At 71.8% G+C, this 12,887-nt stretch carries 11 protein-coding genes; 5 read left to right on the top strand and 6 right to left on the bottom strand.

Annotated features, from left to right (window positions below):
- Positions 1-26: 26 nt before the first annotated feature.
- Positions 27-1,703 carry a GTPase gene (locus Aau02nite_RS34610; RefSeq protein WP_212992834.1) on the bottom strand — a complete coding sequence of 559 codons (1,677 nt, stop codon included), beginning with the start codon at positions 1,701-1,703 and terminating at the stop codon, positions 27-29.
- A complete protein-coding gene (locus Aau02nite_RS34615; RefSeq protein ID WP_438841204.1) occupies positions 1,700-4,165 on the bottom strand; it encodes an ABC transporter in 2,466 nt (821 codons plus the stop codon). Before Aau02nite_RS34615 ends, Aau02nite_RS34610 begins: the two co-directional genes overlap by 4 nt.
- 76 nt (positions 4,166-4,241) lie before the next feature.
- Between Aau02nite_RS34615 and Aau02nite_RS34620 the strand changes: the two genes are divergently transcribed.
- The 5 genes from Aau02nite_RS34620 to Aau02nite_RS34640 all read left to right on the top strand — a co-directional run bounded on the left by Aau02nite_RS34620 (position 4,242) and on the right by Aau02nite_RS34640 (position 9,341).
- Positions 4,242-4,928 (top strand): hypothetical protein, encoded by a 687-nt coding sequence (locus Aau02nite_RS34620; RefSeq protein ID WP_212992835.1) that lies wholly within the window; start codon positions 4,242-4,244, stop codon positions 4,926-4,928.
- Between the two features lie 144 nt (positions 4,929-5,072).
- Complete coding sequence (gene dnaK, locus Aau02nite_RS34625; protein WP_212992836.1) at positions 5,073-6,971, top strand: molecular chaperone DnaK; 1,899 nt, start codon at positions 5,073-5,075, stop codon at positions 6,969-6,971.
- Positions 6,968-7,591: a nucleotide exchange factor GrpE gene (gene grpE, locus Aau02nite_RS34630; protein WP_212992837.1), complete on the top strand. Its 624-nt coding sequence runs from the start codon at positions 6,968-6,970 to the stop codon at positions 7,589-7,591. Before dnaK ends, grpE begins: the two co-directional genes overlap by 4 nt.
- A gap of 79 nt (positions 7,592-7,670) precedes the next feature.
- On the top strand, positions 7,671-8,873 hold the full coding sequence (dnaJ, locus tag Aau02nite_RS34635) for a molecular chaperone DnaJ (protein ID WP_212992838.1): 1,203 nt from the start codon (positions 7,671-7,673) through the stop codon (positions 8,871-8,873).
- A 27-nt stretch (positions 8,874-8,900) separates the two neighbouring features.
- Positions 8,901-9,341, top strand: a complete 441-nt coding sequence (locus Aau02nite_RS34640; protein ID WP_212992839.1) for a heat shock protein transcriptional repressor HspR — start codon at positions 8,901-8,903, stop codon at positions 9,339-9,341.
- A gap of 4 nt (positions 9,342-9,345) precedes the next feature.
- Here Aau02nite_RS34640 and Aau02nite_RS34645 read toward each other — a convergent pair whose 3' ends face one another.
- The 4 genes from Aau02nite_RS34645 to Aau02nite_RS34660 all read right to left on the bottom strand — a co-directional run bounded on the left by Aau02nite_RS34645 (position 9,346) and on the right by Aau02nite_RS34660 (position 12,872).
- Positions 9,346-10,419 (bottom strand): DNA translocase FtsK 4TM domain-containing protein, encoded by a 1,074-nt coding sequence (locus tag Aau02nite_RS34645; protein ID WP_212992840.1) that lies wholly within the window; start codon positions 10,417-10,419, stop codon positions 9,346-9,348.
- Positions 10,420-10,452: 33 nt separating this feature from the next.
- Complete coding sequence (locus tag Aau02nite_RS34650; RefSeq protein ID WP_212992841.1) at positions 10,453-10,899, bottom strand: hypothetical protein; 447 nt, start codon at positions 10,897-10,899, stop codon at positions 10,453-10,455.
- A 224-nt stretch (positions 10,900-11,123) separates the two neighbouring features.
- On the bottom strand, positions 11,124-12,329 hold the full coding sequence (locus Aau02nite_RS34655) for a cation:proton antiporter (protein ID WP_212992842.1): 1,206 nt from the start codon (positions 12,327-12,329) through the stop codon (positions 11,124-11,126).
- A 45-nt stretch (positions 12,330-12,374) separates the two neighbouring features.
- Complete coding sequence (locus tag Aau02nite_RS34660) at positions 12,375-12,872, bottom strand: cation:proton antiporter regulatory subunit (protein WP_212992843.1); 498 nt, start codon at positions 12,870-12,872, stop codon at positions 12,375-12,377.
- Positions 12,873-12,887 lie beyond the last annotated feature (15 nt).

A 12,887-nucleotide genomic window follows, 5' to 3' on the forward strand; every position in this document is an offset into this window, starting at 1 on the left:
CCTACCCGTCATGGGGCCCGCCGGACCTATTCCGAACGGACGACCGTCAGGGCTTCACGTGCCTGTGCGTACCCGTTCAGCACCTCGCGGACCGGCGCGACCACGTACTCGCGGGCCACCTCGGTGACCGACCCCCGCAGGCGTTGCTCGGCGCGCCGGCCGGCCCGTCTGGCCCCCAGGTTGACGATCGGCCGGATCAGCACGGCCAGCAGGGCACCGAGCAACAACCCGCCGAGCAGCAGCAACGTCGGCAGTGGCACCTCGCCGACCTGCGGGTTGTCGAACGCGGGCAGGCCCAGGATGCGCACCGCGTACCCGGCGATGAGCCAGCCCAGGCCGACCACCGCCGCGATGGTGAACAGCCATTGCAGCAGCCCGACCACGGTCCACCAGATCGGTTTGCGGCTCATCCCGAGGTCGGTTCTGGCCACCGCCCGGTCCAGCGCGTCGGGCAGGTCGCCGAGCCGGGACCGGGAGGCCGTGCTCAGCGCCGGGGCCCACACCTGCGGGATCGGCGCGGCGGCCCGGGCGGCGACGGCGCGGACGGACAGGCCGACCGCCGACTTCTGGGCCGCGTCCGCCTCCGGCAGGGAGGTCCGGGAGACCGGTGCCTCCACCTCGGCGACCGGCTTGTCGGTGGCCAGGTGCAGGCGTTTGAGGGGATCCGGGCGGAGCTTGCGGACGCCGCGCACCAGCGGCCAGCCGGTGCTCGCGATCGCCCGGTGGCGGTAGGCGCTCGCGGTCGCGGCGGCCACGGCGGGGACGCCGGCGGACGCGGCGAGGGCGTCGCTGAGCTGGCGTACGGTCGCCCGGTCCACCTCGTCCTCGGCGGCCGGCGGACCGATCGTCGTGGCCAGCTGTTCGGCCACCATGTCCAGGTCACCGGCGAGCCGGCGCAGTGCGGCCTGCCGTTCGGCGACCGTCTTCTCCAGGGCGTCGCGCAGCTCGGTCAGCATGCCCGGCTGCTTGGCCGAGGTGGCCAGCACCGGTACGCCGGTGAGCCCGTCCTCGTCGAGCAGCCGCTTGAGGTCGGTGACGACGATCTCGGTGTCCGACGGGGACAGCCGGTCCGCCTGGTTCAGCACCACGATGGTGATGTCGCTGTGCTGCTTGAACTGGCGCAGGTAGGCGTTGTGCAGGACGCGGTCGCCGTACTTCTGCGGGTCGACCACCCAGACCACCTGGTCGACCAGGCCGAGCAGCCGGTCCACCTCGAGCCGGTGACCGCGCTCGACGGAGTCGAAGTCGGGCAGGTCGAGCAGCACGAGCCCGCGCAGGGCGGCCTCGTCGTCGCCGTCGAGGGCGCTCTCCCGGATGAAGCGCTGCCGGGGCAGCACGCCGACCCAGTCGAGCAGCCTGTTCGCCGGCTCCAGCGGGCCCCACACGCAGGCGTGGGCGACGCCGGTCGTCGGCCGCCGCACGCCCACCGGCGAGAGCTTGAGCCGGGCGAGGGCGTTGAACAGGCTGGACTTGCCGCTGCCGGTGCTGCCGGCGAGCGCCACCACGGTGTGATCCTGCGACAGGGCCAGCCGGCTGCCCGCCCGCTCGACCAGCGTGTGCGCGGCGACCAGGTCGTTGTCGGGCAGGTACGGGTCGGTCACCCGCAGGAAGCGCTGCAGGGCGTCCAGCCGGGCGACGAGCTGCTCGGCGTCCACCCGGTCATCGCCGGTCAGCGCATGCTTGACCCGCTCCACGAGGCTCATGACGGCGACCCGGTCAACGCGACTTCCTCCCTGGACCGCTCCACATCGGCCGCGGCCTGCCGCAACGCGGCTCCCGGCTGCAGCTCGAGACCCACGGCGGCGGTGCGGTCCGTGAACCGGGCCGCTTCCGCGTCGAGCAGCACGTTAACGCGTTTGATGAGGTCCTCGCGGGCCCGGGTGGCCAGTGTGCGGATCGCCTGGTCACCGAAGATCGCTTCCAGCACCTTCTGCGCGGCGACGGTGGTGCCCGCGCCGACGGCCACCTCGGCGCCGGTCGGGATGAACGCGGTCGAGGTGAACACCGCGATCATCACGGTCAGGCCGACGCCGTTGACCGCGTACGCCGCGCCGCGGGCCACGACCCGCTTGTCGCCGGCCTCGGTGCGGACCAGGTCGAGCACGTACTGCTGCCAGTCGCGGATCACCCGCTCGGCGCGTTGCGGCAGGTCGGGCGAGGGCTTCTGCAGGCCGGGCTCCAGCAGCGCCACCCCGGCGGGGTGGGCCTGCCAGGCCCCGTACGCCTGCTCGGCCGCATCGGAGGCGACCCCGCGCAGCAGCAGGGCCAGCTGGGACTCCAGCGCCGCCTGCAGGTTGCGGCCGGGCGCCGGGCGGCCGGTGACCGCCGCGACGATCTTGTCGCGGAGCTGGCCGACCCGGGACTCCAGGGTGCGCAGCAGCTCACCGGTGCCGACGAACTCCTGCCAGCGGGCCAGCACCTCGCCGCGCATCAGCCGGCCGTCCTGCAGCCCGTCCTCCATCGTCCGGCGGGCGGTGCGGTACGCCGCGGTGACCCGCTCGTCCAGGGCCTTCGCGGCGGTCGCCTGCTCGTCGGCGGCGTCGGCCAGGCCGGCCACCGCCGGGCCGAGCGCGGCCAGCGCACCGTCGAGCGTCTGCTTGACCACGGCCGCCCGGGCATTGCTGTCCGCTGCGAGCTGGGCGAACCAGTCATGCAGCGGCCGGGTGACGTCCTCCGGCAGCAGGCCGCTGCCCTCCAACGTGGATTCGGGCAGCACGAAGATCGGCGCGGCGCCCATGTCCCGGGCGGTGAGCATCTCGGCGAGATGGGCGGAGATCTCACCCGCCGCCTCGGCCGGCACCCGGTCCAGGACCAGGGCGATCACCGTGCCACGCAGCCGGGCGGTGGTGAGCAGCTCCCACGGCACGGCGTCGGCATAGCGGGCCGCTGTCGTGACGAACAGCCACAGGTCGGCGGCGGCGAGCAGCTGGGCGGCGAGCTGACGGTTGCGGTCGACGACCGAGTCGATGTCCGGCGCGTCGAGAAACGCCAGGCCGGGACCGAGCGCGGTCGCGGAGACCAGCTGCAGGGTCTGCGGATCCGTCGAGCTCTCGGCGGTACGGGTCAAGCCCGGCAGCAGATCGCCGTTGCGGAACCACGGCGAGTCGGACGGGTGACTGACCAGCACCGGCGAGCGGGTCGTCGGGCGCAGCACGCCCGCCTTGGTGACGGGAGCCCGGACCAGGCTGTTGACCAGGGTGGACTTGCCGGCGCCGGTGGAACCGCCGACCACGACCAGCAGCGGCGCGTCGAGCCGCGCGAGGCGCGGCAGCAGATAGTCGTCGAGCTGGGCGACCAGCGCGGCGCCGATCCGCTTGGCCTCCTGGGCGGAGGGCATGACCAGGGGGTACGTGGTCCCGCCGATCGCCGCGCGCAGCTTGGAGAGGGCTACGGCGAGATCACCGACGGCTGGCGGCGGTTCGACGGGCGGCACCGGCGCGAGCACGGCGGCCAGGTCCTCGGGCCGCGACCGCGCCACCGGCGCACGGTCCTTGACCCCGCCGGGCTTGACCCCGCCGTCCTTGACCTCGGTGGCCTTGGTCTCGCCGGTCTTGGTCTCGCCGGTCTTGGTCTCGACGGCCTTGAGCCTGCTGTCGCCGGCCTCGCCGGCCTTGACCTCGGCGGCCTTGAGCCTGCTGTCGCCGGCCTCGCCGGCCTCGCCGGCCTTGACCTCGGCGGCCTTGGGCCCGCTGTCGCCGGCCTCGCCGGCCTTGACCGCTCCAGCGGGGAGAGCGGGCTCGGTGGCCGGCCTTTTCGCGCCGGTCGGCTCGTCGCTCAGGAGGCGCTCCGCGGCGCCGGTCAGCTTGCCTACCAGAGAGGACTCGCCGGCGCGGGCCGGCTTGTCGGCCGGGCCAGGTGCGTCCGAGCCGGCCGCCTTGTCGACCAGGGTCGGTTCGCCCGAGCCGGATGACCTGTCGATGAGGGTGGGCTCGTCGGCACTGGTCGGCTGGCTGGCGACGGTGGGCTCGTCGGCACCGGCAGGCTGGCTGGCGACGGTGGGCTCGTCGGCACCGGTGGGCGTGCTGGCGACGGTCGGTTCGTCGGTGGTGGCAGGCGTGTCGATCAGGGTCGGCTCTTCCGCGCCGGCCGGCCGGGTCGCCACGGTCGGTTCTTCATCGGCGGCCTGCATCGTCGGGAGCGGCTCGGTCGCGGCGTCGTCGGTCACGGTCGGCCCGTCGGCGGCGGACTCCGCTGCGGGAAGGGGATCGGCGGCGGCCGTCGGCTCGTCCCCGGTATCGGCTGTGGACGACGACCCGCCGGACGTGGCGGAGGGCTTCGGTCCGGTGGCGCCGGAATCCGCGTCCACCGCGTCAGCGGACTTCGTCACGTCCGCCGGCGCCGGCTCGGCCTTCCCGCCCTGGCTCTCGGCGCCGGGCGAGCCCGCCGCGGGAGCGCTCTCCGACGGATCGGAAGCCACGGCGCCGGCTGCTGGGGCCGGCCCGGCACCGGTCGGCTCGGCGATGGTCGGCTCCGCTGCGCCCGGCCCCGTCTTGGTCGGCCCAGAGGTGGCCGGCTGGGAGGTGGCCGGCCCCGAAGTGCTCGGTCCGGTGCTGATCGGCTCGTCGGGGATCTGCTCCCCGGCCGGCTGCTTTGACTTCGTCGTCACGACGTTTCCCGTGGTCGCGGCCGTGGTGGGCGGCCATTCCGGCTTCGGTGGCGTGGTGGCGGCAGGTTCCGGCTGCGCGCCGCTGTCGGCGTTGTTGGCCTGGGCGGACGGACCTGCGGTCGTCGCGTCTGCGACCGTACCGGATGATTTGTCGGGTTTGGTGGCTCCCGCTGCCGCGGGCGCGCCGTTGGTCTGGGCCTGTGTGGGGGGTGGGTCGGCTACGGCGGGAGTGGCCGACGGACCGACCGCGTCACCGTGCGTCGTCACGGGTAAAGCGTGCCTGATCTATGCATTCCCCACAACAGGTACCCGGTCGCCGTGACCGGACAGGTACCTGCTGACAGTGACTTGCGCCGCCTTGACTCAACTCTGGCTTGCGGACTTGGATCGCCGTGGCATCATTGAGTCCGGTCCACTCAACTTGAGTCCCGGGACTTGCAACCGGCAATGAAGCGAGGAAGCGAACATGGCACGAGCGGTCGGCATCGACCTCGGCACCACGAACTCCTGCGTCAGCGTTCTCGAGGGCGGTGAGCCCACCGTCGTCGCGAACGCCGAAGGCTCCCGGACGACGCCGTCCATCGTCGCCTTCGCACGCAACGGCGAGGTGCTCGTCGGCGAGGTCGCCAAGCGTCAGGCGGTGACCAACCCCGACCGGACGATCCGTTCGGTCAAGCGGGAGGTCGGCACCAACTGGTCCGTCGACATCGACGGCAAGAAGTACACCCCGCAGGAGATCTCGGCGCGGGTGCTCATGAAGCTCAAGCGTGACTCCGAGGCGTACCTCGGCGAGTCGGTCACGGACGCGGTCATCACCGTCCCGGCCTACTTCAACGACGCGCAGCGCCAGGCCACCAAGGAGGCCGGTGAGATCGCGGGCTTCAACGTCCTGCGCATCGTCAACGAGCCCACCGCGGCCGCGCTCGCGTACGGCTTGGACAAGGGCTCCAAGGAGCAGACCGTCCTGGTCTTCGACCTCGGCGGCGGCACCTTCGACGTCTCCCTGCTCGAGCTGGGCGAGGGCGTCATCGAGGTCAAGTCGACCTCCGGTGACAACCACCTCGGCGGCGACGACTGGGACCAGCGGGTCATCGACCACCTGGTCAAGACCTTCCGCGGCGAGCACGGCATCGACCTCTCCACCGACAAGATGGCCCTGCAGCGGCTGCGCGAGGCCGCCGAGAAGGCGAAGATCGAGCTCTCGGCCGCGTCGACCACCAGCATCAACCTGCCGTACATCACCGCCGGCCCGGCCGGTCCGCTGCACCTGGACATGACCCTCAACCGGTCCGAGTTCCAGCGCATGACGCAGGATCTGCTGGACCGCTGCAAGGCCCCGTTCGAGCAGGCCATCAAGGACGCCGGGATCAAGGTCTCGGACATCGACCACGTCATCCTGGTCGGTGGCTCGACCCGGATGCCCGCCGTGTCCGACCTGGTCAAGTCCATGATCGGCCGGGACCCGAACAAGGGCGTCAACCCGGACGAGGTCGTCGCCGTCGGCGCCGCCCTGCAGGCCGGTGTGCTCAAGGGTGAGGTCAAGGACGTCCTGCTGCTCGACGTGACCCCGCTGAGCCTGGGCATCGAGACCAAGGGCGGCATCTTCACCAAGCTCATCGAGCGCAACACCACCATCCCGACCAAGCGCTCCGAGGTCTTCACCACGGCCGACGACAACCAGCCGTCCGTGCTGATCCAGGTCTTCCAGGGCGAGCGCGAGATCGCGGCGTACAACAAGAAGCTCGGCACCTTCGAGCTGACCGGCCTGCCCCCGGCGCCGCGCAACGTGCCGCAGATCGAGGTCACCTTCGACATCGACGCGAACGGCATCGTGCACGTGGCCGCCAAGGACATGGGCACCGGCAAGGAGCAGAAGATGACGATCACCGGCGGCTCCGCGCTGCCGAAGGACGACATCGAGCGCATGATGCGCGACGCCCAGGACCACGCCGACGAGGACAAGCAGCGCAAGGAGGACGCGGAGACGCGCAACCTGGCCGAGCAGCTGCAGTGGCAGACCGAGAAGTTCCTGGCCGAGAGCGGCGACAAGCTGCCCGAGGACTCGCGCAACCAGATCAGCGAGGCGCTGGGCGACCTGCGCGGCGCGCTGGGCGGCAGCGACATCGAGAAGATCAAGACCGCGCACGAGAAGCTGGCCTCAGTCTCCCAGCAGGCCGGTTCCCTGCTGTACGCGCAGCAGAACCAGGACGGCACGCAGGGCGCTCCCGGCCCCGACGGCACGCAGGGTGCCCCGGGCGACGCGGGTGCCGGTGCGGCGGGCGCGAACGCGGGCCCGAACGCCGGCCCGAAGGCCGGCGCTGACGACGTCGTGGACGCCGAGATCGTCGAGGACGACAAGAAGTGAGCCGGTCCGACGACGGGAACGACGGTGAGGCAACCGAGCGCGTCGTCATCCGGGACCGGCGCAAGATCGACGTGAAAGGTAAGGACACCAAGGTGGCCAAGCAGGCCGAGGAGGAGTCCACGGGAGGCGCGCACCGCGCTGCCGAGGAGCCGGAGGAGGGCGTGGTAGTCGACACGCCCGCCCTCGGCGCCGAGCTGGAGGCGTTGCGCACCGAGCTCGAGGAGCGCACCCGGGACCTGCAGCGAGTGACGGCTGAGTACGCCAACTACCGCAAGCGCGTCGACCGGGACCGCAGCGTGGCGGCCGAGCAGACCACCGGTTCGGTGCTCATCGCGTTGCTGCCGGTACTGGACGACATCGACCGGGCCCGCGAGCACGGTGATCTGAACGGTCCGTTCGCCACCGTGGCCGAGGCGCTCGGCACGTCGGTCGGCAAGCTGGGGCTGGTGGCGTTCGGCGAGAAGGGTGACCCCTTCGACCCGACCCGGCACGAGGCCGTCGCGCACCTGACGTCGGCCGACGTCACGGAGCCCACCTGCGTCGAGGTGATGCGCCGCGGTTACACCCTGGGCGAGCGGCTGCTGCGGCCCGCCCTGGTCGCGGTCGCCGACCCCGAGTGACGAGCACCTGTCCCGCCCACCGCACGGTGGGCGGGACCTCGGCCCTTGACACGACGATCCGGTGGAGGAGGTGGGCTGGATGAGTTCGAAGGACTGGCTGGAGAAGGACTTCTACGCCGTTCTCGGGGTGGGCAAGTCCGCCTCCGCCGACGAGATCAAGAAGGCGTACCGGAAGCTGGCCCGGGAGAACCACCCGGACCACAACCCCGGCAACAAGGACGCCGAGGACCGGTTCAAGGCCGCGTCCGAGGCGTACGACGTGCTCTCCGACGACAAGAAGCGCCGGGAGTACGACGAGATGCGCTCCCTGTTCGGCTCGGGCGCGTTCCGCCGTGGCGCCCGCCCGGGCGGTTCCCAGTTCGACCCGTCCGACCTGTTCGGCGGCGGGTTCAGCGGGGCCGGTCAGGGCGGCGGGTCCGGTGACCGCCGGTTCGGCGGTGCCGGCTTCTCCGACATCTTCAGCTCGATCTTCTCCGGCGGCGGCGCCGGCGGGGCGGGAGCGGGCGCACGCCGGGGGCCCCAGCGTGGCCGCGACGTCGAGGCCGAGGTCACGCTCGACTTCGCGCACGCGGTCAAGGGCACGACACTGCCGCTGACGCTGCGGTCGCCGGGTGTCTGCGACACCTGCCACGGCAACGGGGCGAAGCCCGGCACGGTGCCCCGCACCTGTCCGCAGTGCCACGGCTCCGGGCTGATCTCCCGCAACCAGGGGTCGTTCAGCTTCTCCGAGCCGTGCCGCGAGTGCCAGGGCGCGGGCAGCATCGTCGAGGAGAAGTGCCCCGAGTGCCGGGGCACCGGTGGTGTCACCAAGAACCGCACGATCAACGTCCGGTTCCCCGCCGGGGTCGCCGACGGTCAGCGCATCCGGCTCTCCGGCCGGGGCGAGCCGGGCGAGAAGGGCGGCCCCGCCGGCGACCTGTACGTGCAGGTCAAGGTCAGGCCGGACGAGATCTTCGGGCGCACCGGCGACGACATCACGCTGACTGTGCCGATCACGTTCGCGGAGGCGGTGCTCGGCACCGACCTGCGCGTGCCCACGCTGGACACCCCGGTGACCCTGCGGGTGCCGGCCGGCACCCCGAGCGGCCGCACGCTGCGGGCGCGCGGCAAGGGCGTGCAGCGGCGGGACGGCCAGGCCGGCGATCTGCTGGTCACCGTCGAGGTGCAGGTCCCGTCCCCGGCCGCGGTGCCCACCGAGGCCCGGGACGCGCTCGAACAGTTCGCCAAGCTCACGCCCAACGCCGAGCGGGAGCGCATCGAGGCCCGGTTGCGCCGCGGCTAGGTCAGGACCTTTGTCAGGAGGTGGCACATGTATGAAGAGATCAGCATCTCGTGGGAGCAGGCCTCCGACGCGAAGGTCCTGATCATCTCCGTGGCCGCACGGCTGGCCGGGATGCACCCGCAGACGCTGCGCCAGTACGACCGGCTCGGCCTGGTGCAGCCCGGCCGGGCCGGTGGTGGCGGGCGCCGGTACAGCGAGCGCGATGTCGCGTTGCTGCGCGAGGTGCAGAAGCTGAGCCAGGAGGACGGCGTCAACCTGGCCGGCATCAAGCGGATCATCGGGCTCGAGCAGCTCGTCGGTGAGCTGCAGGAACGGGTGGCCGAGCTGGAACAGCAGCTCGGCGACGCGTACCAGCGGATCGCTCAGCTGGAGTCGGTCGGGCCGTACCCGAGGCGCGATCTGGTCCGGCAGGAACGGCCGTCGACCGCGCTGGTGGTGTGGCGGCCGCGCCGCTCCGGCGACCGCTGACAGCTCAGGGCGTCCTCGGGCCCACGGTCTCGGTGGGCTCCGGCGGATAGAGCAGGCTGTAGTCGATGGCCCGCCGGAACGCGTAGTCCAGCTGAGCAGCGGGCCAGCGCAACCACTTCTCCTCACCGGGCGCGATCGCGCGGCCGTCGGCATGCCGTACGGTCGCCACGGTCATCCACTCGCCGGTCACCTGGTTGACCCGCAGTGTCGCCGGGTCACCGGTCTCCTCCCGCGCTTCGCCCCAGGCGTCCCAGGCCCGGTCGTTGCTCGGGAACGAGATGATCTCGAACCGTACGACCGCGTCGCTGTCGCTGGTGGTGAACTCGAACTCGGCCGTGCGCAGGCAGCCGGGGTGCCGGTCACCGCAGCCGTCGAGATCGGTGGCGGAGATCCGGGTCAGTACGTCGTCCTGCACCCGCAGGCTGGTCTCCGGGAAGATCTGGGTGGTCATGAGATAGCCGGGCTCGGCCCGGGTGATGGCTCCGACGAGCGTGGCCGCCGCGCACGCGGCCAGCGCCGCGGCGACGGCCCAGGCCCGTATCTTCACCCTGTCGGAGATGATGCCGGAGAGCACCAGCAGACCGACCGCCGCGCCGAGCGCGCCCAGGCCCCACCTCATGCCGCCGCCGAACGCGGTGGAGCCGGGGCCGTCGAGCAGTTCGGCCAGGGCGGGACCGTTCTTGCCGGGCAGGAACGGGATCGCGGCGACGAACAACAGGGCCCCGGCAATGATCCAGGCCACCCGGCCCACGGCCGGCGATCGGCGGAACCAGGCGTACACGGCCGAGCAGTAGAGCACCGGCGTCATCGGGAGCAGCCAGCCCGCGACCGCCATGCCGGAGCCGGAGCAACTGGTTGCGGCGCAGGCCGCCGCGACGGTGGCGTCCCGGTAGCCCTCGCCGACGGTCAGGGTGAAGGCGGTGGCGATCCCGACCACGAGCAGCACCAGCACCACGCCGATCCAGACCTGGGCCCGCTGCGACATATCGAAGAGCAACGGCGCCGGCTGGGCGGGCGCGGTCGGTGCGGCGGGGATCAGATCGCGGGTACGGCGGCGGCGTCGTTCTCGTCGTGACATCGGTTCCCGAGCGTACGGTCCCCGATCCAGCGATCAGCGGCGACCGAAAGCGGCGAGGCGCCGGGGGTGGCGCACCAGGCCGCCCTCGATCCAGTCCTCGTACTCGAACAGCTCGGGGCGGGTCATCAGCACCCGGCAGTTGTGCGCCCAGGTCGTCATCGGCTCGTCGCCGACCTCTTCCGCGCGTTCCACGTACTTCTTCAGGCGCCGCTTGCGCTGCGACGTCGCGTTGGGCCGGACACCGTCGGCCGCGTAGATGTACATGCAGTGCAGCGCGAACCGCCGGGCCGGGCACTGCCGGTCCATCGCCAGCTCCAACAGGGTCGGGGCGAGCACGTCACCGGCGATGAGCAGATCCCAGTCGGACGGCATGGAGTCCAGCGGCACGGCCTCGGGGTGGTACGCCCAGGCCTGCAGCTCTTCCGGTCGCGGATCGACCGGGTTCACGAACCCGAAGAAAGCCGACTCACGCACGGTCACGACGCCGCCTCGTTTAGCTCACTCATGCCGCCGTCCTCCCCGGCAGAGGGCCGTGCTGACCCGCTGGGAAGGCATCCCCCTGCATCCGGCGAGTCGCTGGTCACCCGATAACACGTTGTTGTCGCGGCGACACGTTAGCGCGAGGTGAGCGGTCTACGGAAGTCGTCAGAGATCACTTTCGGATACTGGTCAGTAGCTTTACGCTCGCTGAACGCGGAAAAAGGTCATTCGGCGGCGGGAACGACTTCCACCGGCCGGCGCACAGCCGTCCTTTTGCGGATCATCGCCTTGAACCAGGCGTAGTCCGACAGGCGGGCCAGCATCGGCCCCGTCACCACGGTGATGAGCACATAGGCGGTGGCGAGCGGCGCCAGCTCCGGCTCGACGCCGGACGCCACGGCCAGCCCGGCGATGACGATGGAGAACTCGCCGCGCGGCATCAGGGCCAGGCCGGTGCGCACCTGACCGGGCAATGCGATACCCGCCCGGCGGGCGGCGATCATCCCGGTCAGCACCTTGGTCAGCATGGTCAGCACGGCCAGCCCCAGCGCGGACAGGAGCACCGGCGGCATCGCGGCGGGATCGGTGGAGAGCCCGAAGAACACGAAGAAGACCGCGGCGAACAGGTCCCGCAACGGCGACAGGATCTGCGTCGCGTGGTGGGCGACCGGGCCCGAGAGCGCGATTCCCACCAGGAAGGCGCCCACGGCAGCGGACACCTTCAGCTCGGCGGCCACGCCGGCCACGAACAGGGTCAGGCCCAGCACGCTGAGCAGCAGCGCCTCGGCGTCCTTGACCGAGATGAAGCCGGAGATCGCGTGGCCGTACCGGATCGCCACGACCAGCACAGCGACCACCGTGAGCACCGCCACGGCCAGCGCCTTGAGCCCGCCGACCAGCCCCACCCCGGCCAGCACGGCGGTGACCAGCGGCAGGTAGAACGCCATCGCGAGGTCCTCGATGACCAGCACCGACAGGATCACCGGGGTCTCGCGGTTACCGATGCGGCCCAGGTCACCGAGCACCTTGGCGATCACGCCGGACGACGACACCCAGGTGATGCCGGCCAGGACCAGAGCGGCCTCCCAGCCCCAGCCGAGCAGGAACGCGAAAGCGGCCCCGGGTACGGCGTTCAGCAACGCGTCCACCACGCCGGCCGGAGCGGCCGAGCGCAGGTTGCCCACGAGCTCGCTCGCCGAATACTCCAGGCCCAGCATGACCAGCAGCAGGATGACGCCGATCTCGGCGCCGACCTCGATGAACTCCTGGCTGGCCGACAGCGGCAGGAAGCCGCCGTGGCCGAACGCGAGCCCGGCGAGCAGGTAGAGCGGGATGGGTGAGAGACCGAAGCGGCGACCGATGCGTCCGAGCATGCCGAGCGCGAAGAGGAGCGCGCCGACCTCGATCAGGAGAATCGTCGTGCTGTGCACAACCCTCCGCTTTCTTTGGGTTTTCCGCCGCGGGTGAGCTCAGCCTCAGTCGCCGGTGTCGCCGGCCAGGATGGCGGTCACGCCGTCCAGACCTTCGCGGGTGCCGACGGCGACGACGACGTCGTTCGCCTCGAAGCCGAAGGACGGGCCGGGGGAGGCGATCACCTCGCGGTCGCGCAGCACGGCCACGATGGACGCGCCGGTGCGGGTGCGCGTGCGGGTGTCACCCAGGCGGCGGCCGACGAACGGCGAGCCGGCCGGCAGGGCGATCTGCTCGGTGAGCAGACCCGCGGCCTGCTGCCGCAGGCCGGCGAGCTGGCCGAGCATGAGCGACGCGCCGAGGACGTCGGCGAGCGCCTCGGCCTCGTCGTCGGTCAGCGGTATCGAGGCCAGGCAGGCATCGGGGTCGTCCACGTCGTAGAGGACCAGGTCGCGACGGCCGTTGCGGTGCGAGACCACCCCGACCGTACGGCCCGACGAGGTCACCAGGTCATGCCGGACACCGATACCCGGAAGTGGAGTCTGCTCTACCCGTACGCGCACGCCTCCAACGGTAAC

The sequence above is a fragment of the Actinoplanes auranticolor genome, from assembly GCF_018332655.1.
In the GTDB taxonomy this organism is placed as follows: domain Bacteria; phylum Actinomycetota; class Actinomycetes; order Mycobacteriales; family Micromonosporaceae; genus Actinoplanes; species Actinoplanes auranticolor.